The sequence below is a fragment of the Xanthomonas dyei genome (assembly GCF_002939865.1).
Classification (GTDB): Bacteria; Pseudomonadota; Gammaproteobacteria; order Xanthomonadales; family Xanthomonadaceae; genus Xanthomonas; species Xanthomonas dyei.
This window is the reverse complement of sequence record NZ_MDEE01000017.1, coordinates 40,457-62,309: the sequence shown is the minus strand read 5'-3', so window position 1 is coordinate 62,309 and position 21,853 is coordinate 40,457. Positions and strand designations below refer to the sequence as shown.

Here is a 21,853-nt window from a genome sequence, read left to right as displayed (position 1 = left end):
TGCGGTGCGCACCGCGTCCCGTCATGCCACCCGCTCCAGCGCGCCGCGAGGAGCACGCTTATCATATGTTATAATATTTCATTAGCTGGCACATGGGGTGATCAGCTCCTTTTCGCATCGGTGTCGTTCGATCCATGAAGATCCATATTCTCGTGGCGGCAGTGGCTGCCGTCCTGTTTGTCGCCGAAGCGCGTGCGCAATCGTCGGATTCGGCGCTGACGCTCGGCAAGGTCGATGTCCACCAGCAGGGCGAAGGCCAACTCACCGCGCATCAGGTGCTGACCTCGGTGGACGTGCTGGGCGCCGACCAGATCGAAGACAAGAACGTGTCCTACAGCTGGGAGCTGCTTGGGCAGATGCCCGGCATCCAGCTCACCGAAACCCGGCAAGGCGCCGAATCCGGCAAGGTCAGCTTTCGCGCGTTCAATGGCGAGGGCTACCTCAATGCGATCAAGACGCTGATCGACGGAATCCCCAGCAACGTCAACAGCGGCAACCAGCGCTTCATCGACATGCTGTTCCCGCTGGAAATCAGCTACATCGAGGTGGTGCGCGGCACCAACGATCCGCGCTACGGCTTGCACAATATTGGGGGCAACATCAATTTCGGCACGCGTCAGGGCGGCAATGACACCGATGTGCGCCTGACCTACGGCAGCTTCAATACCCGCGATGCACAGCTAGCCGTGGGCCGCGAGCGCGACGGCTTTGCGCAGAACTATTTCATCGGTGTGCAGGCCTCCGATGGCTACCGCGACCACGACACCTCCAGCAAATACTCGCTGGGCGGCAAATGGTTCTACGGCAACCTCGACGACGGCATGCGCATCGGCCTGACCGCCCGCATCTACCACAACCAGGCCGACGAACCCGGCTTCATGACCGCTGCGGAAATGCAGGCAGACCGTCGCAGCTCGGACCTGCGCAACCGCAACGACGGCGACGACCGCGACATGCGCCAGCTCGGCGTGCACATGGACCTGAAGCTGGCCGAGCACCTGTTCCTGGGCACCAAGCTGTACTACAACAGGTACGAAGACGACCGCAAGGTGACCTTCAGTGACCTACCCACCGGCAACGCACCACGCCAGCGCCGCAGTTGGGACGAAACCCAGGTCGGCATGCTCAACACGCTGACCTGGCGCAGCAGCGACACGCTCACCCTGGAAGGCGGCGTCAACTACGAGCATCAGGACAACGCCTACCGACGCGAACGCTTCCGCTATGCCGAGCCCACCAACTTCAACGCCACGCCGGCACGCATCCAGAACGACGACCGCCACACCTTCGACAACTGGGGCGCCTACGTGCAGGCGATCTATCAGCCGATCGAGGCGCTGAAGATCGTACCGGCCTACCGCGTGGATCGCTTCGATGGCGACACCCAACTGCCGGGCGGCGTGCATGCACCGCTGCAGCGCTACGGCACCATCGAGCAGCCCAAACTGAGCCTGGTCTACGCGTTCACCCCGACCACCAACGTCTATGCCAACTGGGGCCGTACCTTCCAGGTGCTGACCGGGTCCACCGCACCGGCCTACCTCACCGTCGGGCAGCCGGACGTGCGCCCGTCCACCAATACCGGCATGGAACTGGGCATGAAATTCAGTCCATTCCACGGCAGCCAGGCGCGCATCGCGGTGTGGCAGCAGGACGCGGCCAACGAAGTCTCCAACATGCCCGCCACCGGCACCACCGTCACCCTGGGCAAGACACGCCGGCGCGGCGTGGACGCGCAGATCAATGCGCAGCTGGGCGACAAGTGGACGCTATGGGCATCGCACGCCTATCAGGAAGCGAAGATCGAACGCGACGACCGCGATGCCAGCGTGTCGCTGGTCGGCCGTGAGGTAGCGGCAACGCCGCGTTACATCAGCAACATCGGTGTCGAGTACCGGCCAACCGATGCGCTGCGCTTAGGCCTGCAGGGCCGCGCGCAAGGCGATTATTATCTGGAAGAACGCAATATAGCCGGCAAATACGGCGGTTTCGCCACCCTGGATCTCACCGCCAGGTACACCATCACTCCTGCCTGGAGCGTGGACCTGCAGGTTCGCAACGCCACCGGCCGCGAGTATGCCTACGTGTGGTACGACAGCTTCTTCTGGAGCCAGGCGCAGCCGATGTTTTCGCCAGCGGCAGGACGCCAGCTCTATCTCGGTTTGAACATGAAGCTGTAACTCGCAGATCCAACGGCTGGGACCAGCGCCGCATCCGATGATGGTGGCATGGCTGCTGCGCAACGCAGCAGCCATGCACCGGATCTGAGAGTTGAAATATGCACTCGGCTGCTACAGCGATTCGGTGCGCGCTACCAACGCGTCAATGCGCCATCGCCAGCACATCAACCTGATAGCGATAATGCTTCACGCACGCGAGCGTTCGTACACGCAGGCGCACACGCAACTCAACGCCGCGCAAACAAGCGTTGATCGATCCGCAACATCACAAAGCGCAACGGTGTCCACGCCAGGCATAAACCGGCCACGATACCCAGCGTATCGGCCAGTGCGTCGTACGGGTCGGCGCTTCGATTGGTCGTCAGTGCGCCCTGCGCGATCTCGATGCCGATCCCCAACCCCACCAAACCGATGGCTGCAACGAGCTGCGTGCGACGGGTAGCAAACAACTGCACCGCGCCCCAGCACAACAAGGCAAATGTCAAAAAGTGCTCGCCCTTGTCGCTGTTATCCGGCAGCTCCGGAATCACCGGCGGCGGCCCCATGCAGACCGCAATCACCACCACGATCGCAGCGATCCACAACCCCACCCACAACCGCGGCCGATGAAACGGGCGCAGCGCCCGCGTTACAGCCGCCATGTAAGATCGCCGGCCAAAAATGCGGGCGCAATATCCACATCGCGTACGAAGCCCATCACCTGAAAACGCTCGCCCATTTCGCTGGGCAAGGTCAGCCGCTTGATCTGCTCGCGCAGGCGCATGCGCCCCACTTCATCGGTGCGCGTATCGGCCTGCGTCAGCAACGCATCCAGGCCGTTGCCCAGCAGGAAACTGGCCTGCGTGCAGTAACCCGCCAGCTCGAAACCGGCACCGGTACCGGCCTCCGCCAGCGCGGTGAAATCCACCGACGCGGTCAGGTCCTGCAGGCCGGGCCAGCGATATAGGTCCTCATGCATGCGATGGCGATAGAACGCACGCAAGGTGCCGTCCTCGCGCTGCGCGCGATAGAACTCGCCGCGCGGATAGCCGTAGTCGACAAACACCATCGCACCGCGCTTCAAACCGCCGGCCACCGCCTGGATCCAGTACGGCAGCTGCGGCAACAACTCGGAGCGATAACCATCGGCGAAGGGCTGCTCCAGATAGCGCTCCAGATGCCGCACCGCCGCGCTCAACAATGCATCGGCCGGCTGCTCGCCACGCGCAAATTGCTGCTGCGCATCGAGCACCACGGTTTCTTCGTAGACCTCGCCCTCGCGGATCGCAAAGCGCGGCGTGGGCAATGCATCGATCACCTCGTTGGCGAACAGCACGCCGTCCCAATCGTCAGGAAACGGGCCATCCAGCCATTCGACCAGATCGAACACCGGCGGGATCAGGCTGCGCCCCAGGCGCTCGCGCTGACGCTCGCGCAGGTCCGCACTGGGTTCGAGAATCGCGTAGCGCTCGGGCAGCGCATCCAGCTCCAGCAGCCGCTTGAGCGTGACTTCGGCAAATGCGCCGCTGCCGCCACCCACTTCCAGCATGCGCGCCTGCGGCCCAAGCTGCTGCAATACCGGCGCCAGCGCACCGGACACGGTGGCGGCAAACAACGGACCCAGCTCGGGCGCGGTGACGAAGTCGCCGGCCTCGCCAAACTTGCTCGACCCGGCGCTGTAATAGCCAAGACCCGGCGCATACAACGCCAGCTCCATGAAACGCGAAAACGGGATCGCACCGCCGGCGGCCTGGATTTCGGCGCGCACATGCGCAGCCAGTCGCTCGCTGTGCGCCAGCGCGTCCGAATCGGGGGTGGGAAGGTCGGCGTGCATGCGGGCACCGGTTGCGGGGACAATGCACAGGATAGCCGAGCCCTTTGCAACGCCGAGCGAGTACGCCATGACAGACAGTTCCAAGGTGGTGTTGATCACCGGCGCAGGCCGCCGCATCGGCGCGCAGATCGCCACCACGCTGCACGCCGCCGGCTACCGGGTTGCCCTGCATGCGCATCAGTCCGCCGACGCGCTGCGCGCACGCGTGGCCGAGCTGTGTGCGCAACGCGCAGGCAGCGCGCAGGCCTTGCACGCGGATCTGCGCCTGCCGCACGCACCGGCGCAACTGGTCGCCGCGTGCATCGACGCATTCGGCCGCCTGGATGGCGTGGTCAACAACGCCTCGGCGTTTTATCCCACCGCAGTGGGCGAAGCCACGCCGGCGCAGTGGGACGAGCTGTTCGCGGTCAATGCGCGCGCACCATTCTTCATTGCCCAGGCCGCTGCTGCGCAGCTGCGTCAGCACCGCGGCGCCATCGTCAATCTCACCGACCTGCATGCACAGCAGCCGATGCGCAACCACCCGCTATACGGCGCTTCCAAGAGCGCGCTGGAGATGCTGACCCGCTCACTGGCGCTGGAGCTGGCACCGCAGGTGCGCGTCAATGCTGTCGCGCCTGGCGCCATCCTGTGGCCGGAGGAAGGCAAATCATCCGACGCCAAGCAGGCGCTGCTCGCCCGCACGCCGCTGGCGCGCATCGGCACGCCGGAAGAAATCGCCGAGGCGGTGCGCTGGTTGCTGGACGACGCCAGCTTTATCACCGGCCAGACCTTGCATGTGGATGGCGGCCGTCAACTCAGTTGAGAGCCGCTGATAGCACGACCACGCGCACCGTCAGGCGGGCGCAGCCGGTGCGCGGTGCGCGACGTAACATCCGTAGATTCCGATCCTGAGTGCGCTAGCCACATCCAGCTGGCGACTGCCCGCGATGTTTCGTTAGACGCTCTGACACGAACATCGTACGAACGCACGCGTGTGCGGCATGCTTCGTCAGTGATCGGCATACGCATGCGTACAAGCCGATCCGCGCCGAACATGACGTCACTTTCGCGACGGTCATGCAGCACCGCCAGCTGCACCACACACCGGCACTACTGCGCAGCACTCAGCGCAGGCGCATCCAGCTCCACCGTGGTGAACGCACTGCCGTAGTGCGGATGCGCCTGCCAAAGCGCAGCCAGCGTCCGTCCGCTCAGCGGGTCGACGAAGTCCGGCGCGATGTCGGCCAGCGGCTTGAGCACGAAGGCATGCTTGAGCTCGGGACGCGGGATGCGCAGATGGCCGGGCCCTTCGACGATGCAATCGCCGAAGAACACCACGTCCACATCCAGGGTACGGTCGCTGAAACGCGGCCCGCTGCGATCGCGCCCGTGCGCATCTTCCAGCGCATGCAACCACTGGTCGAGTGTCAGCAGGTCCAGATCGGTCTGCAAGGCCACGGCGTTATTGACGAAGTCCGGCCCATCGAAGCCCACCGCCGGCGTGCGATACGCCGGGGAGACGTCGAGCTGGCCAAAGCGCGCGCGCAAGGCGGCGACGGCCAGGCGCAGGTAGTGGGTCGGCTGGACATTGCTGCCGAGGCTGAGAAGCACGGTGGTCATGCGGTATTCGCGCATGCGGCCGGCCTCAGCGTCAACTGTTGCTGCGCGCTGCAGGCGCATCGCTGCACGCGCAGCGTACATGCGTGGCCTCAGGCCACTTCCAGCGCGTGCGCCACCGCGCGAAACACACGGCGCATTTCCAGCGGTTTGCGCAACACGTGCACCGGGATGTCGGGCGGAAAATGCGCACGCTGCAACGGCGCGCCGACATCTTCCAGTACGATCGCCGGCCCCTGGTAGCCCAGCTCCTGCATGCTCAGCAGCACGCTCACCGCCGACAGCAGAATGATGTCGCTGTCGATGATCACCAGATCCGGCATTGCGTGCTGCTGCACCAGTTGCAGCGCAGCGGCGCCGTCGGTGGCCAGTTGCGGCTGATAGCCCTGGCTGGACAAGGCATTGCCCAGCAACGACAGCCGGGTGGCCTCGCCGTCTACCAGCAGGATGCGCTGCCCATGGCCCAGCGCCAGCGGCGGCTCGCTATCGGCAACTACCGTGGGTGCCCCACGCATCGGTACGATCATGTCGAAGCGCGTGCCTTCACCCAGCCGGCTGTCGACCTGGATGTTGCCACCGTAGCTTTCCACGATGCGCTTGCACGAAATCAGGCCCAATCCGGTGCCATCGGCCTTGGTGGTAAAGAAGGGGCTGAACAGACGTGCGCGCGTTTCATCGGTCATGCCCACGCCGGTGTCGGCCACGCTCATGCGCACGCGCGTGGCATCAAAGCGATCGGCCGACAGCACCAGGGTGCCGCCACCCGGCATCGCCTGGATCGCGTTCAAACCGAGGTTGAGCAGGCACTGCTGCAATTCGGTGTAGTTGGCTTCGATGGTCAGATCCGAGGCGATCGTGTCCATCTGCAACCGCACGCCATCGGGCAGGCTGCTCCGCAGCAGCATCTGCACCGCCTGGAACAGATTGGCGATGGACACCTGCTCGCGCGGCTTGTTGGAGCCACGCACGAACGACAACATCGACTCGGCCATCTCGTGCCCGCGCCGGCCGCATTCGGCCACCACGTTGGCCAGTTGACGCAGCTGCGGGTCGTCGGTGCGCCCAGCCAGCAGGTCGGGCACGATCAGCAACGGCTGCAGGATATTGCGTAAATCGTGGCTCAGGCCGGCTGCCAGCATCGCCAGGCTTTCCAGCCGCTGCGCACGCATCAGCTCGCTCTCCACACGCTGGCGTTCGAGCTCGGCACGCGCCTCGCGGATGGCGCGCATCACCGCGCTCGGTAGCCGCGTGGGGTTGTGCTTGATGATGTAGTCGTTGGCGCCGTCCTGCAGCGCCTTGACCGCAGTCTCCTCCCCCATGGTGCCGGAGACGAAGATGAAGGGGGTGGCGCCGTTCTGACGCACCAGGCGCAACGCCTGATAGCCGGAAAATCCGGGCATGCTCAGATCCGACAGCACGATGTCCGGGTGAAACGTCTCCAGCGCGCCGCGCAGCGACGGCTCGCTGTCCACGCGCTCGAATGCCGCATCGATGCCGGCATCGAGCAACTGATCGGACAACAGCTCGGCATCTTCCGGTGAATCTTCCACCAGAAGGATCTTCAGCTGCTCCAGTTTGCCACCCTCATGCGGCATGGGTCAGTCCAGCTCCGGTGCCTGATTGATCACCGCCCAGAACGTGCCGAGCGTCTTGACCGCAGTAAAGAACTGATCGACATCCACCGGCTTGACCACATAGGCGTTGACGCCCAGGTCCCAGCTGCGGGCAAGATCGCTCTCTTCGCGCGACGACGACAGGATCACCACCGGAAGGCGCTTGAGTGCCTCATCGCTACGCACCTGCTTAAGCACTTCCAGCCCATCCAGGCGCGGCATCTTGATGTCCAGCAGTAGCACCGCCGGCAGGCCTTCCTCGCGGTCGGCATACGCGCCACGGCGCAATAGGTAGTCCATGGCTTCCACGCCGTCTTCGACGTGCACGATCGGGTTGGCCAGCCGGGCGTCGCGCAGGGCGTCGACCGCCATCTCCGCATCGGCCAGGCTGTCTTCTGCCAGAAGAATGGTACGAATGGCGGTCATACAGTGAACTCTTTGTTGGGCGCTTCAAGCGCAGGAGGAAGCTCGAAATAAAACGTGGCGCCTTCATCGACGACGCCTTCAGCCCAGATGCGGCCACCGTGACGCGTCAACACGCGACGCACGCTGGCCAGACCGATGCCGGTGCCAGCGTATTCGCTGGCCTTGTGCAACCGCTGGAACACGCCAAACAGCTTGCCGCTGTACTCCATGTCGAAGCCTGCGCCGTTGTCGCTCACGCTGAACTGATGGCCGCCGTCGGCCATCGGCGTGTAGCTGACCTCGATCCTGGCCACCTCGCGCTTGGCGCTGTACTTGACCGCATTGCCCAGCAGATTCATCCACAGCTGGCGCATCATGTTTTCGTCGGCCACCAGCACCGGCAGCGGAGCGATCTGCCAGTCCACACGGTGGCCGGTATTTTCGCTCTGCACGTTCGAATCCAGGATCGCACGCGTCTCGGCCACCAGCGATTGCATGTCCACCGCCTGCAAGCGCAGCGCGCTGCGTCCCAGGCGCGAATACACCAGCAGGTCGTCGATCAGCGACGCCATGCGCCGCGCCGAGGAACTGATCACTTCCATGTAGTGACGCGATTTTTCGTCCGCCGCATCACCCAGGTGACGCGCCAACTTGTCCGAAAAACCGGCCACGTGGCGCAACGGCGCGCGCAGGTCGTGCGATACCGAATAGCTGAAGGCTTCCAGCTCGCGGTTGACCTCCGACACCTGCTCCACCTTGCCCTCCATCTGCCGGTTGAGCTCCTGGATGCGCAGTTGCGAGGCCTTTTGCAGGCTGATGTCGCTGACCGTCATCAGCACCACGTCTTCGTCGACGGTATCCGGCAACGGCATGCGGCGGGCGTTGATCAGCATGGTGCGCAACACGCCATCGGCGGCGCGCTGTTCATGCTCGAAGTCCCACAGCTCGCGGCCGCGCAGCAACACGTCGGCCAGGCGCTGATGGAACAGCGGATCGCGCCAGACCCCGTGGCCCACATCTTCCAACGCCATCAATTCGTTGCCGCGCTCCTCCAGGCCGTACAACTCGGCAAAAGCCGGGTTGTGCAGCACGATGCGTTGATTGGCATCCAGCAGCACGATCGGCTCGCGCACGGTCTGCAACACCGAACTGGCACGGCCGTTGGCGCGCAGATATTCCTGCTCGGCGGCAAGACGGCGGCGGATTTGCCGCTGCAGCAACCAGATGACGGTCGCCAGCAACAGCAGCTGCACCGCCAACGCGGCCCAGCTCAACACCGCATAGTGCAGGCGCTCGGTGTCTGCACGCCCGTTGCGCAGGGCCAGCAACCGGCCCTCGGCGCCTTGCAACTCGTCGATCAGCACGCGGATCGGGTTGTTCACGGTCATATCGTCGATCAACGCGCGGATCTGATCCTGCCCGGTGGTCACCGCGATGCGCTCGGCCAGCAACAGCCGGCGCTCGATGGTGCTCTGGATACGCCCCATGCGCACCTGCTGCGCAGGGTTGTCCTTGGTCAGTTCGATCAGCCGATCCACCGCGGCCAGCGACTCGCGCCGGCCACGCCGCATGCGTTCCAGCAAGGCCGGGCGCTCCACGCCATGCGAGCGCATCAACGCGGCCGATTCGGTGTCGCGCATCGCCGCTTCCAGCCGTTGCGCGGTCTCCTGCACTTCCTGGCTATGCGACACCCACACCGCGGCCTGATTGGCGTTGCGCGCCATCTGCTGCAGCAGCAACGACGGCACCACCACAATCAGGCACACGGCAACCGCCAACGAGGGCAGGCGCCAGCGATCCCATTTGTCTGCTTGGATCGTTGTCTGCATTGCTAGGTCTGTATCCGCTCGCTGCACGTGCCCAGGACGAGTCGGCATTGTCTCCGATCACGCCCCGAGCGAGATTAATGGTTCAGACATGCCGTGATCGCCATGACATAGCTGAATGGGCATATCATAAGTGCAGCAACGGTGAAAATGGCGCGAGAAACCCGCCGTTTGTCGGCGTCATGGCGAGCGATAGGCCCTGAGCGACACCAGCGGCCGGACAAATCGACACGCCCCGTTGCAGCCAGACTACGCCTACACCACAGCTGAGCACCTGCACACCTGGCTGTCTCCGATCCTGCGCGCCGCCACGCATAGGCGCTCACCCAATGCGATCGCGCGTCGATAGGTAAGTGAGTCGATAGGCACGTGACACGAAGCGATCCCCGCCAGTACCGAAGACATCCTTGCAGATCACGCCGATGGCGCGGTCGTCTTCGACGATCCGAGTCACGGCATGGCCTGATACCCACCCACTGCATCGCTGTAGACCGTGACCGCCGTGTCGATGTCCGTCACCGACAAACAAATCACCGCACGACGACAAGCCGCGTCGCTGATCCGAGCGGCCAGCACCACGTCGCGGGCAGGGGCTGGGCATCGCATCGAATCAGCGCCTGCCGGCAACGCACGGCAAGCCATCTTCCACCGCTGATCGCGCAAGCGCGCCGAGTAAAACGCCCCAATAAAAAAGCGCACTCCGTAGAGTGCGCCTGGTGCCCGGTTCAGCCGCCTCGCCGCAGCTGGCCCGGCATTCGCAGCGGCTGCGCTTACTTCTTCGCAGCGACGACCTTCAGGCCGGTCGACTTTACGCTCTTGACGCCTTCGATGCCCTTGGCGACAGCCACGGCCTTGTCGTGCTCAGCCTGGGTCGCAACCGAACCGGTCAACATCACGATGCCGTTCTTGGTCTCCACCTTGACGTCGGTGCCGGACACATTGTCGGTGGCCAGCAGATCGGCCTTGACCTTGGTGGTGATCCAGGTATCGGTAACCGGCTTCTTGGATTCATTCATACCGGCGGCGTGATCTTTGTGCGCGCCCATGTCCTGCGGTGCGGCGAATGCCTGCGAAGCACCCAGGGTCAGGCCGAGCGACAACGCCAGCGCCAACAGCTTACGTGCATGCATCATGTTCTTCATTCGAATCGCTCCTGTTGAATGTGGCTGCAGCTTGCGGTGGTGGTCGTCGCGTACACGTGACCGTTGCATGCAGAGGTTGTGAACCCGGCGCACACGGGTGTGTGCAATAACATGCACACTCCTTCGTTCGTTGCGATGAACCGTTTTCAATGGCTAAACCGTTCAATCTGGCTGTCGTCGGCTACGGCTATGCCGGCCACACCTTCCATGCGCCGCTGATCGCCAGCACGCCAGGGCTGCGCTTGCACAGCGTGGTCTCTTCCAAATCGCAGCAGGTACAAGCCGATTTCCCCGAGGTCACCGTCGTTGCCGACCTCGACAGTGCGTTGGCCGACCCCGCGCTAGACGCGGTGGTGCTTGCCACGCCCAATCAAACGCACGCGCCCTTCGCGTTGCAGGCGCTGGCCGCGGGCAAGCATGTGCTGGTCGACAAACCCTTCGCCCTGGACGCCGCGCAAGCGCGCGCCATGGTCGACGCTGCAGCAGCTGCCGGGCGCATCATCAGCGTGTTCCAGAACCGACGCTGGGATGCCGACTTTCTCACCGTGCGACGCCTGATCGACGAAGGCCAACTCGGCGAGGTAGTGGAATTTCATTCGCACTTCGACCGCTATCGGCCGCAGGTCCGCGACCGCTGGCGCGAAAGCGACATCCCCGGTGCCGGCCTGTGGTACGACCTGGGGCCGCATCTGCTCGACCAGGCTTTGCAACTGTTCGGCGCACCGCAGGCGATCGCTGCGGATTTGCAGCGCCAGCGCAGCCAGGCGCGCAGCGACGATTATTTCCACGTCACCCTGCACTACCCGCGGCTGCGCGCGATCCTGCATGCCGGCTCGCTGGTCGCCAACAACCGCCTGCGGTTTGCCGTGCATGGCACACGCGGCAGTTATCTCAAGCACGGCCTGGACACCCAGGAAGACCAGCTGCGCGCCGGGCGACGCCCGGGCACGGTGGGCTGGGGCGTGGATCCGTTGCCGGGCACGCTCACCCGCGTGGATGAAGAAGGCCGCGTACACACCCATCAACCCGAGAATCAGGCCGGCGATTACCGGCAGTGCTATGCGGCCTTCCGCGATGCGTTGGCAGGCACCGGCCCGGCACCGGTCGATGGCGCAGAAGCGGTACAACTCATGCACTTGCTGGAACTGGCGCAGCACAGCGCTGCGACCGGGCAGGTGCAATGGCTGGATGGTAAGCGCACGCTTTGATGACAAAGGCATCGGCTGCTTGCGCGCGTAAGGCGTGCAGCCGATGCATGACAATGTTTGGCCATCGTGCGCTGCCGACTTAAAACCGTGCCATACGCGTGACGCATGCACACGCAGCGTCGCTGCATCGCATTGGCGCACCGCGCCATGGCTTTTAGCCGCCGAACACGCGCTACATCAGGCACGCAGATCTGAAATAAAACCGTGGCCGCTGAGGGTCGAGCGACACACATCGTGAGCAGCATCGCCCACGCGTAGAACGCGCAGGCGGATCGAGCGCATTCCAATCGAGCAACGACCGCGATGCCGGTCGGCAATCGCGGCCATCTGTGCGACGCGCTTACGCGTCCTTGCTGCCGATCGTCGGCGCTGCAGCGGTGGTGGTCTTCACTGCATGGCCGCCGAACTGGTTGCGCATGGCCGCCAGCAATTTGTCGGTAAACGAATCCTTGTCGCGCGAACGCAGCCGCTCCATCAGCGACAACGTGATGATCGGCGCGGACACTTCCAGGTCGATCGCCTCGGCCACCGTCCAGCGACCCTCGCCCGAGTCGGCTACGAACGGCGCGATACCGTCCATGGTCGGGTTGTGTTGCAGCGCATCGGCGGTCAGGTCCAGCAACCACGAACGCACCACGCTACCGTCGCGCCAGATCTCCGAGACCTGGTGCAGATCCAGCGCAAAATCGGTCTTGTGCTGCATCAGTGCGAAGCCTTCGGCGTAGGCCTGCATCATTCCGTACTCGATGCCGTTGTGAACCATCTTGGTGAAGTGGCCGGCACCGCTCGGGCCCACCCGCCCCCAGCCCTTGTCCGGCGCAGGCGCCAGCGTGGCCAGGATCGGATGCAGCGTGGTCACTGCAGCCTCTTGCCCGCCCACCATCAGGCTATAGCCTTCCTTCAAGCCCCAGACGCCACCGCTGGTGCCGCAGTCGACGAACGCAATAGCGCTTTCCTGCAATTGCGCCGCGCGACGCTGCGAATCCTTGTAATACGAATTGCCGCCATCGATGACGATGTCGCCGGCCTGCAACAACGGCAGCAGTTGCGCCAGCGTGTCGTCGACGATCTTGCCCGCCGGCACCATCAGCCACACCACGCGCGGGCTCGGCAGCGCAGAGACCAGCGCTGCCAGCGCATCGGCAGTGACAATGCCCTTGGCCTGTGCGCCGCTACGCGCGCTCGCGCCCGGATCGTAGCCGTGCACACGATGCCCGCCGTGCACCAGACGCTCGGCCATGTTGGCCCCCATGCGACCCAACCCCACCATACCCAGTTCCATAACCACTCCTCATGATCTGATCAGTGCAGGGTGCCACGCCGGGCGTACGCCGGCGTGGCGGAATTTTCAATGGATTGTTCCGTGACGGTGCTGGCGCCGCACTGTTGCAGTTGCCAATCGATCCATCGCCAGTACAAGGTGGTGCGCAGAGTGTGCAAGGTCAGCTCGATTGCATACGGCGTGCGCGGGTTGCGATCGAGCAGGCGCGCGACGTGATAGCCGATCGGCTTGGTGCCTTTGGGGTGCACGTACACCAGAAAGCCTTGATAGAACGGGTCGTCCAGCAACGTCTGCAGTTCCTGCAAGCGCGCCTGTTGCTGCGGGTCCAGCGTTGCCCGCAACGCCGCGTCGCGCTCGTACAGCAACCGCTCGAACCGTCGTTTGCCGGGCCCGCGCAGCTGCCTGGAAAGCTCCCAGATCTGCCGGTTGAGCGCGTCGTAGTGCGCAAAGCCGCCGTGCCGGGCAAGCGCCTGCGCCGCCGCATCGCTGACATCCACCACCACAAAGTTTTCGGCCTGGTTATGGATGTCGTCCAGATATGCCTTGTCGAATACATGCGCGATGAAGCCGGGTGCACCGACGAACGCCTGGCGTCCGAGCCGGGAGGTCTTCACCGCCTTGCCGTCGGCAAAAAATTCGCCGGCATGTGCGCCGAGCAGGATGCTGTCGGTGTCGTGCAGGGTCAAAAATGTACCGATCGACAGTTCGCCTGGGGTGAATACCTGATCGAATCCGGCATCGCCATACAGCTCGCGCTGCGTGGCGAGCTGGGCGACCTGCCGCCCCACGCCGCATTCGGAACGCACCTGCCCGCGATAGAACGCGTCCAGCGCCTGCGCATTGCTGCCGCGTGGCTGATAGCCGCGGCCGAAGCTCTTGAATCCACTCCAGCCCTGTGCAGCGGCGCCACGCCAGCCGAAGCCGATCCAGCCCAGTTGCAGCGCAGAAAACCGGTAATGCGGATTGTCTTGCAACTGGGCGACGGCGCGCCGTGTGGCAGCGCCAACGTCGAATCCGTAGGCGCACTGGCTGGCGGTATCGTCCAGCAATGCTCTCAGCGCTGCGCCGCGTTGCTGCGTGTCCCAGCCGGCCGGCAGTGTGATCTGCAGATCGCCCGCTGCGCGCGCCTGGTCAAGCGAGCCCCGCGTGCAGGGTGCGCCGCGCTGGATCATTGGCGCGCTGACCGCCGCACTGTTGATGCTCCACCCCAATCGCCGCAACAGCGCTTCCACGCAATCGGGTGCGGCCGCGCTGGCCGTTTGACTTGGCGCAGCAGCGGCCACTTGCGACAGCTGCAGACCGCACAGCGCCACGGCACAGAGCAGCACGGTCATGCGGCGGCCTGCCGCCTGCGGCTCACGCACTGCGCGCGCCGGTCGCGGCAGCCATCGTCTGCTCTGCACCCGGGATGCACTCATTGATCGGAGAGGTGGATCGGCAGCACGGCGCTGCTCCTGCAATACAAGAAAGCCCCGGCAGGGCCGGGGCTCGTAGCGTCACTTCATCAAGCTCAGCGGCGTTCGCAGACGCGCTCGACCTGACGATTGCCATTGGCCTGCTGACGATTGCCCTGGATGGTGCGGCCTGCCGCGCCACCAGCCACCGCGCCTGCCACGGTAGCGAGCTTCTTGCCGTTACCGCCACCAACTTGGTTACCCAGCAGACCGCCGATGGCCGCACCTGCAAGCGTGCCACCAATGCGATTCGGGTCGGTGGAGTTCTTTTGCACCTCGACGTTCTTGCAGCGCACGCGGGTGCCGTCATTGAACCTGCGGCCTTCGTCTGCCGTCGTATAGCGGTGCTGCGAGTAGTTCTGCGCTTGCGCGAAGGTGCTCGTCGCCATCAGAGCGATCAGGGACATACCCATCAGGGAATTGCGCATTTTCATCGTACGTCTCCATCGTTCTCGCCGATTCGGCGAGCCATGGTTGCACTCTGGCCAGTCGGTCGAGAACACAACGTGAAGCGCAAACCCCTCTATTCAGGCTTTGGACCGGTGCGTGAATCGCGCGTCACGGCTGCGTGGCAGGTTCCTGCGGCACGTTGGCCGGCGCCGGCGGCGGGTCCTGCGCTTCGACCGGCAACGGCGCGACCGGCGGCTGCTCGACGGTGGTTGGGCTCGGTGCTGCAGCGGCTGGTGTACCAGGCGCGCTGACCGCCGGTGTCGGCGATGCGGCTGGTGCCGCCGCCGGCGGGTGCGGCGCTGCCGGTACCGGCGCAGGCATCGCGGTGGCGGCAGCAGGCGCCGCTTCGGTCACCTTGGGCAGATACGAATTCAGCCGTTCGAAAAAGCGCTTGTAGAAGGCCGCGTCCTGCACCGTGGTGCTGGACACGCGCACGAGCGAATCGCCGCTGCTGCCCACCGGCAACGACAACGAGCCGAGCACGCCGACACCGACGCTGGCCGAGGTCGAGCTCTTCTTCAATGCGTATCGATCCTGCAGCGCGCTGACGAAGATCTGCGCCTTGCCGCCATCCTGTGCCGCGCAGGAAATGCGCAGATTGAGCTGCTCGCTCTGGTCGGCTTCCTTCAGCTGGAAGTTCTTGCTGCCTTCCACCGCCGCAGCGTCGGCACGCGTCACGGCGTAGCCCTGGCTCAACAGCACGCGTCGTGCGGCTTCGCAGGCTTGCGGCGAACTGGCCGCCACGCTGCGCGAATAGGTGTCGTCGGAGTTGAACGACTCGCGCATCAGCATGCTGTCGCCCTTGCTGCCGCCGCAGCCGACCAGGGTTGCCAACGCGGCAAGCAGCGCGCCGCGCGCGATCAGGGAAGTACACGACATGGGAAGACTCCGGCATCCAAAACCGGCCAAAGCATAGCCGCAACCGATGTGCGCGCGGCGTCGCGTTACCGGCTCAGGGCATCGGCGGTTCATCCGTTGGCAGTTGCAGGTCGACCTGCAGGTGGCTGCCATTGGCGCCAATGCGCTCGGCGCGCAGGTAGTGATGCGCGCGCACCGCCGCCAGCGCCACTGGCGCGCGGCAAGGCTCGCCCCACAGGCTCAGGCTGAAGCCCTGCATCTGCAACCAAGCGGTCAGGCGGTCCCACAGCGGCTGCTCGGCGCGCAGAATCAGATCCAGATCCGCCGGGCCTTGCGGCACCAGCGCAGGCGATTGCAGCCAACGCGCATAACTGCCGTGCACCACCACCGGCACGCCAAGCGCCTGCACGGCCTGTAGCAGCTGCGCCGCCTGCCGTACATCCAACCGGACGCGGCGGTGTTGAAAAATCAGCGCATATTCGTGGCTACGATTGCTGTCGGTGCCTGCAAATGCCAATCCAGCAGCAGGACGCAGGTAACACAGCACCCGCTCCTCGTACAGGGTGAACAGGCTGCCCAGTATCCGGCCCAGATCCCAGGCCTGCGGGATCACGCGCCCGCCCACACGGACATTTTCGACCATGGCCACGCCGAACGCGCCCGGAAGCAACTGCCGCCGCAGCGCGTGAAACACCGCGCGCATGCCGGCCTGATACCCCGCGTAGTCCGCGCTGGCATACAGTTGCTCCGCCACCGTCGCACCGCGCCACTGGCAACCGAAATACGGCACGTTGGTCAAGCACAGATCGATCGGCGCAGCGGGTGCGGTGTGCACCAGGCTGCCGACCACGATTGGCGTATCCACGCCGTGCCGCTGCAACCGCGTACGCGCCAGCTGTGCACGCGCCGCATCGATCTCCATGCCATGGGCGTTGCGGCCTTCGAGGGACGCGGCCAGCAACGTACTGCCGAATCCGCAGAACGGGTCGAACACCTGCTCGCCCGGCTGGCTGAAATGGCGCACGAACGGCCGCATCTGATTGACCCAGCCACAGTCGCGTCCGTTGAGTGGGTCGCGCGCACGCAGGTCGTCGGGCAGTGCCCAGGCCGCATCATCGGCTGCCGGCGTCCACCAGCTGCGCTGATCGAACTCATCCATCTGCTGCGTCCCACAGCACATCGGCATCCGGGTCCCACCCCGCGCACAACCGACCATTGGCGAAGAACACCAGCTTGTACACATCGCCGGTGGCATGGCGCGCGTGCATCGCCGCGTAGTCGGCGCTTTCGAACACCACCTGCATGCCATCGTCGCTGCGCATCCGCACATTCCAGAAGTAATACCCTTCCGTCATGCCGTCCAGCTGCCAACGCGACCACCACGGCTGCTGCATGCACTCGGCCAGCAGGTGCTCCACACCGATGCGGTGCTGCTCGATGTAACGCAACGTGCCGTTGTTGCGATACGCATCATCCAGCCGCGACAACTCGCGGAAGATCACCTGACCTGCGCCGCAGCTGCGCGCCCACGCGATATACCGCGCGATCTCCTCTGCGCTGCACACCCCATCCCGTTGCACGATGCACACCAGCCGCACCGGCAGACGTGCAGCAATGCGACGTGCGGTCTGCACGAACGTCGTGGCATCGGCGATGGGCTCGCCCGCACGGAAGCGCATGATCGCGTCGTTGCGCGCCTGCAACGGGTGGTGACGCGACAGCTCGATCCAGGACACGCCGAAATCGACCAGCGCATCGAGCAGACGCTCAGCGTGCGCACGCGCCAGGCCTGCACCATTGCTGTACAGCACGCGCTGCTCGACGCGCGGGCCATTGGCGGTAGTGGCCAAGGTGTGCAGCAAGGTCAGCAGCCACTGCGCGTCGTCGGTCATTTCCAGGCCCGACAACGAATACGACAACGGCACCGCATGCAGCAGCTGCAGTGCGCTGCGCAACTGCGCGAAATAGTCCGGGCCCGGACGCAGCATCGCCCCCGCCAGACCGCCCGCGTGCTGCCGCAGATTCTCCGAACAAAACCCGCAGCGCGCCGAACAGGGCCGCACCGAGGCGTACGGCGTCAACGTGATCGGCAACGCAACCCGATAGCGGCGTGCGCCGACCTGCAAGGCATGCCATCGATTGCTGTCGCCCTGCAGCGGCACGCGCCGCTGCAGGTTGGGTGCCGTGGCGCGCAACTGTGCCAACAGCGGTGAGGCCGGCAGCAGCGGCACAGCGTCGATGGAAGCGGGCATGGGCATGCCTGCACGCAAGCCGTCAGCGCCGGGCGGCATCGGCACGCGCGCGCACCTGCTCCAACGTCCATTCCTGCTGCATCGCGCCGTTTTCCCACACCGTCACCAACGCATCTTCGCTGTCGGTGCTGGCAGCTACCTCGTCGAGCAACGCACTGCGGTAACTGCCATCGCGACGGTCGCGCAGCAGGGTCAGCCGACCACGCTTGCTCTGCTTGCCCTGGTCGGTGATCGGGTCCTTGTAGACATCGATCCACTGCCCATCTACACGCACCGCCGAGCACTTCAACGCGAACTTCTGCGTGTCGCGATCCACCTTCTGCAGCAACGCACCGCCCATGCCGAAGGCGACGTTGTCGGCGGCATAACCGGCCGCAGTGATGCGCTCCAGAATGGCACGCAACGACTGCGGATTGATGCCGTCGCCCTGGATCACGCGCACATGGTTGAGCACCTTGTAGCCCTTGCCGTTGACCTGATGCCCGAAGGCCTCGTCCAGCAATAGCAGGCACTGTTCGACCACATCCACCGGGTCGCCGGAATCGGGGCGGATCACCACCGTCGCGCCGGAGGCGATGATCTCTTCGCGCAAGGTGGTGCCCCAATGCTCGCGAATGGCGCGATAGATGTCGTAGCTGTCGGACACCACGGCCACGATGGAACCCGGCCGCGCGAATTGCGTGAGCATGTTGCGGTAGGCATCCACCTCGCGCTCGCGGCCCCAACTGGTGATGGTGCTGTGCTCGGCGGCGGGAATCGAAAACCCCGCCACCGGCGTGTGGTAATGCGCGCGTGCCAGCAGCAAGGCAGACAACGTATCGGTGCCGAGGAAGTTCACCAGATGCGCGGCGCCACCGAGGGCTGCCGAGCCCAGGCTGGACACGCCGCGCGCGCCGAAGTCATGCAGCTTGAAGGGCAGCTGGCCTTCCGGATCGTCGCTGGTGCGCTCCAGGTAATCGCGCACGATCTGCTTCACCTGCCAGCTCACCGTGGCCACCGTCACCGGGTACCACACGCGCAGCAACAAGGTTTCCAGATACGACGGCACCCAGAACGCCTTGGAGTCGGTGGATTCGATGGTCATCAACACGTTGTGCGTGGGCACCACCGCACCTTCGGGCACCGCACGGATACGGATCGGCAACTGTCCGCCAAGGCGGTCGACGATATCGCGCCAGCCGGCTTCGTTGAACGGCTCGCCATGCGCGGCCAGCAAGGCCTTGGCATCGTCGATGTCGGCGTGGGTCACCGGACGGTTGATGGCTTCTTTCAGGATCGACTGCAGACCGAAGAACACGGTCTGGTCGTACACGCCGCCGCGCGATTCGACATAGAAGAACGAGGCATCGGTGCCGGGCGGATACTGCAGCCAGTGGCTGGCCTTGTAGCTGTCGGTATTGATTAGCAGGTTATCGAGGTAATGCATGACGGAAGCTCCTTCGCGTCGGGGAAACCAGCGGTCTGTCCGCCAGTGGGAGGTCGTGATTCAAGCAAGACGCATCGACGTGACCGACGCCGGTCGGCAGCGGCACGCAGGCGATGACGTCGCGCTCAGCCACGACCCAGGAAGAATTCAAGAATATGCAGGTGGTCTTCGTACAGGCGTGGCCCCATCGCCATGACTTCGGCGATCGGAATCCAGCGCGCCTTGTCGGCATCGTCGCCACCGCGCACCGCGGGCAACTCGCCGGCCGGAAATTCGAAATGGAATGCATGGGTGATGGTGCGCCCGCGCAGGCTGCGCTCGGGGTGGTCGAACACCTGGCGTCCACGCAACGAGCCCTTGAGCACCGGCACCGGGACCTTGAGCCGTGTTTCCTCGCGCAGCTCGCGCAGGCAGCTGTCCAGCAGCCCCTCTTCCTGGGCAACGAAACCGCCCGGCAGTGCCCACAGCCCCTTGCCCGGCTCGGCGCGCCGCCGCACCAGCAGCACATGCCCGGAATGCACCACCACCGCATCGGTGGTCACGAAGGTCGGTGCGTACGGCGCGTCCTTCCAGGCGGCGCGGTACTGTTCGATGAAGCGGTACTCGGCCACCAGTTGCGCGTAGCTCGGCGAATTGCGGCGGAACGCTTCCAGCATCTCGTACACCGGCGCCGGCACATTGCCGCGCAGCATCAGCAACCCGCCATGAAAACCGATGTCGCCAGCCTCGAACAGATAACGGCGCAACTCGGTGGCCGACAACGTGGCGGTATGTTGCACGTCTTCCAGCGGCCACTGCGGAAACTCGCGCAGGTAATAACTGCTGGCGTCCTTGTCCATGCCGATCAGGCCGATGCGCGCATCGAGCGTGCCACCATCGGCTTTCACCACTTCGGCAACCTGGCGCTGCACTTCGGCAATCCACAGGCTTTCGTTGTACAGATGGTCGCGCAACGGACGCAGGATCAAACGCTCGCTCTCGCCCGGCAATGCGGACTCGATCATCACTGCGCGTTCGGCGACGGTCCAGGGGTTGCGGATGGTGCGTGGCGTGTCGGCCGAGCCGATCAACACAATGAGCTTGTTCGCTTTGCCCAGCGCGTGGCGGGCGACGGCAGCGTGGCCGTTATGAAAAGGCTCGAAACGCCCGATAAACACAAGATAGTCGTACTGTGTTGCCATGAGAATCCCTCACGGTTAAGTGGTCAGTCAGCGGTCTCTCCGCTGGCTTGATGCAAATGCTACGCCGATAGATGGCCACGTCAAGCGTGTTTGTTCAATCGCGCGCCGACACAATATGTCATGCACGCGGACTAGACTTGGCGGCTGGCCATTCCGGAATCCATCGCATGCCACAGCAGTCCATTCGCGCTGTCTCTCGGCCATTGCTCGCTGTCATCGCCGTGCTGTGCATGACGCTGTCTGCATGGGCTGCACCTGCACCTGCGCCATTGCGGGTGATGTCGTTCAACGTGCGTGTGCCGGTAGACACCGACGGCGACAAGCGCTGGTCGGTACGACGCACGGCCATGGTCGAGCTGATCAAGCACACCCATCCCGATGTCTTCGGCACCCAGGAGTTGGTGCAGGAGCAGGCGCAGTATCTGGCGTCGCAGTTGCCTGCTTACCGCTGGTTCGGCAAGGGCCGCCGCGCCGATGGCAGCGATGAGCATATGGGCGTGTTCTACGATAGCCACGCGCTGTCGGTCGTGGAATCGGGCGATTTCTGGCTGTCCGACACCCCCGACGTGCCCGGCAGCAGCAGCTGGAACACCGACCTGCCGCGCATGGTCACCTGGGCCTTGTTCGAGCGCCGCAGCGACAAGCGCCGCTTTTATTTGTTGAACACCCATCTGCCGCACCGCGACCAGGACGAGGCAGCGCGCGAACAGGGTGCGCGCGTGATCCTGTCGCGTATCGCAAGCTTGCCGGCAGATGTTCCGGTGGTACTGACTGGCGATTTCAACAGCGATCCCGATCAGGGCACCTACCGCACGCTCACCGCAACGCTTAAGGACGCACGCGCCAACGTGGCGACGCCGCAAGGTCCCGAAAAAACCTTTCAGGACTTCAGCACCCGCCCGACCCGCCGTATCGACTGGATCCTGTTCCGCGGTCTGACACCCACGCGTTTCTCTACGCTGGATATGCGCCCTGGCGGCATCCTGCCGTCGGACCATTACCCGGTGCTGGCCGAATTCGACTGGCCGCGCTGAGACCGCCAGGCGGCATCCGTACACGCCCGCAAGCAACGGGGCACGTAAACACCTCATTCGCATCTCGACGCATCTTTCGCACAAAAAAAAGCCACCGCATGCGGTGGCTTTTTTGTTTTGCAGTCTTGCT

19 protein-coding genes are annotated in these 21,853 nt (G+C 64.5%); 4 read left to right on the top strand and 15 right to left on the bottom strand.

Translation table 11 applies throughout. The annotated features are described in order from the left end of the window. The first annotated feature begins 134 nt into the window (after positions 1-134). Positions 135-2,180 (top strand): TonB-dependent receptor, encoded by a 2,046-nt coding sequence (locus tag XdyCFBP7245_RS12815; RefSeq protein ID WP_104615985.1) that lies wholly within the window; start codon positions 135-137, stop codon positions 2,178-2,180. Between the two features lie 227 nt (positions 2,181-2,407). On the opposite strand, the gene XdyCFBP7245_RS12810 is transcribed toward XdyCFBP7245_RS12815, so the two are convergent. Together XdyCFBP7245_RS12810 and XdyCFBP7245_RS12805 are read right to left on the bottom strand one after the other, a co-directional pair. Further along, complete coding sequence (locus tag XdyCFBP7245_RS12810; protein ID WP_104615984.1) at positions 2,408-2,821, bottom strand: VanZ family protein; 414 nt, start codon at positions 2,819-2,821, stop codon at positions 2,408-2,410. Further along, on the bottom strand, positions 2,809-4,062 hold the full coding sequence (locus XdyCFBP7245_RS12805; RefSeq protein WP_211287692.1) for a class I SAM-dependent methyltransferase: 1,254 nt from the start codon (positions 4,060-4,062) through the stop codon (positions 2,809-2,811). The genes XdyCFBP7245_RS12810 and XdyCFBP7245_RS12805 overlap by 13 nt, the downstream gene beginning before the upstream one ends. Between XdyCFBP7245_RS12805 and XdyCFBP7245_RS12800 the strand changes: the two genes are divergently transcribed. Continuing rightward, positions 4,061-4,798, top strand: coding sequence for a pteridine reductase (locus tag XdyCFBP7245_RS12800; protein ID WP_055850677.1), 738 nt, complete (start codon positions 4,061-4,063; stop codon positions 4,796-4,798). The two genes, XdyCFBP7245_RS12805 and XdyCFBP7245_RS12800, sit on opposite strands and share 2 nt — an antisense overlap. A 287-nt stretch (positions 4,799-5,085) precedes the next feature. Here XdyCFBP7245_RS12800 and folK read toward each other — a convergent pair whose 3' ends face one another. From folK to XdyCFBP7245_RS12775, 5 genes are all read right to left on the bottom strand, one after another. Further along, positions 5,086-5,595: a 2-amino-4-hydroxy-6-hydroxymethyldihydropteridine diphosphokinase gene (gene folK / locus XdyCFBP7245_RS12795; RefSeq protein WP_104616016.1), complete on the bottom strand. Its 510-nt coding sequence runs from the start codon at positions 5,593-5,595 to the stop codon at positions 5,086-5,088. Positions 5,596-5,684: 89 nt separating this feature from the next. Further along, the gene (locus XdyCFBP7245_RS12790; RefSeq protein ID WP_104615982.1) at positions 5,685-7,187 is read right to left on the bottom strand and encodes an ATP-binding response regulator; all 1,503 of its coding nucleotides are present in this window, start codon (positions 7,185-7,187) and stop codon (positions 5,685-5,687) included. 3 nt (positions 7,188-7,190) lie between these two features. Next, the gene (locus XdyCFBP7245_RS12785) at positions 7,191-7,631 is read right to left on the bottom strand and encodes a response regulator (protein ID WP_104615981.1); all 441 of its coding nucleotides are present in this window, start codon (positions 7,629-7,631) and stop codon (positions 7,191-7,193) included. Then, positions 7,628-9,439, bottom strand: coding sequence for a sensor histidine kinase (locus XdyCFBP7245_RS12780; protein WP_104615980.1), 1,812 nt, complete (start codon positions 9,437-9,439; stop codon positions 7,628-7,630). The genes XdyCFBP7245_RS12785 and XdyCFBP7245_RS12780 overlap by 4 nt, the downstream gene beginning before the upstream one ends. Positions 9,440-10,206: 767 nt before the next feature. Beyond that, on the bottom strand, positions 10,207-10,578 hold the full coding sequence (locus tag XdyCFBP7245_RS12775) for a BON domain-containing protein (protein ID WP_170068633.1): 372 nt from the start codon (positions 10,576-10,578) through the stop codon (positions 10,207-10,209). 149 nt (positions 10,579-10,727) lie between these two features. On the opposite strand from XdyCFBP7245_RS12775, the gene XdyCFBP7245_RS12770 reads away from it, so the two are divergent. Beyond that, entirely contained in the window at positions 10,728-11,786 is a 1,059-nt protein-coding gene (locus XdyCFBP7245_RS12770) for an oxidoreductase (protein WP_104615979.1), read from the top strand. 340 nt (positions 11,787-12,126) lie between these two features. On the opposite strand, the gene gnd is transcribed toward XdyCFBP7245_RS12770, so the two are convergent. The 8 genes from gnd to XdyCFBP7245_RS12730 form a co-directional block, all read right to left on the bottom strand. Next, a complete protein-coding gene (gene gnd / locus XdyCFBP7245_RS12765; RefSeq protein ID WP_104615978.1) occupies positions 12,127-13,068 on the bottom strand; it encodes a phosphogluconate dehydrogenase (NAD(+)-dependent, decarboxylating) in 942 nt (313 codons plus the stop codon). 20 nt (positions 13,069-13,088) lie between these two features. Then, on the bottom strand, positions 13,089-14,402 hold the full coding sequence (locus XdyCFBP7245_RS12760; protein WP_104616014.1) for a hypothetical protein: 1,314 nt from the start codon (positions 14,400-14,402) through the stop codon (positions 13,089-13,091). A gap of 176 nt (positions 14,403-14,578) precedes the next feature. After that, positions 14,579-14,956, bottom strand: coding sequence for a glycine zipper 2TM domain-containing protein (locus tag XdyCFBP7245_RS12755; RefSeq protein ID WP_055850660.1), 378 nt, complete (start codon positions 14,954-14,956; stop codon positions 14,579-14,581). A 124-nt stretch (positions 14,957-15,080) separates the two neighbouring features. Then, entirely contained in the window at positions 15,081-15,851 is a 771-nt protein-coding gene (locus tag XdyCFBP7245_RS12750) for a DUF2242 domain-containing protein (protein WP_104615977.1), read from the bottom strand. Between the two features lie 73 nt (positions 15,852-15,924). Next, positions 15,925-16,989, bottom strand: a complete 1,065-nt coding sequence (locus XdyCFBP7245_RS12745) for a DNA methyltransferase (RefSeq protein ID WP_104615976.1) — start codon at positions 16,987-16,989, stop codon at positions 15,925-15,927. After that, positions 16,982-18,082 (bottom strand): hypothetical protein, encoded by a 1,101-nt coding sequence (locus XdyCFBP7245_RS12740; protein WP_104616013.1) that lies wholly within the window; start codon positions 18,080-18,082, stop codon positions 16,982-16,984. Before XdyCFBP7245_RS12740 ends, XdyCFBP7245_RS12745 begins: the two co-directional genes overlap by 8 nt. Positions 18,083-18,104: 22 nt before the next feature. Beyond that, on the bottom strand, positions 18,105-19,508 hold the full coding sequence (locus tag XdyCFBP7245_RS12735) for a nicotinate phosphoribosyltransferase (RefSeq protein WP_104615975.1): 1,404 nt from the start codon (positions 19,506-19,508) through the stop codon (positions 18,105-18,107). A gap of 125 nt (positions 19,509-19,633) precedes the next feature. Continuing rightward, a complete protein-coding gene (locus tag XdyCFBP7245_RS12730; RefSeq protein WP_104615974.1) occupies positions 19,634-20,689 on the bottom strand; it encodes a bifunctional nicotinamide-nucleotide adenylyltransferase/Nudix hydroxylase in 1,056 nt (351 codons plus the stop codon). 167 nt (positions 20,690-20,856) lie between these two features. Between XdyCFBP7245_RS12730 and XdyCFBP7245_RS12725 the strand changes: the two genes are divergently transcribed. After that, entirely contained in the window at positions 20,857-21,723 is an 867-nt protein-coding gene (locus tag XdyCFBP7245_RS12725) for an endonuclease/exonuclease/phosphatase family protein (protein ID WP_104615973.1), read from the top strand. Positions 21,724-21,853: the final 130 nt, after the last annotated feature.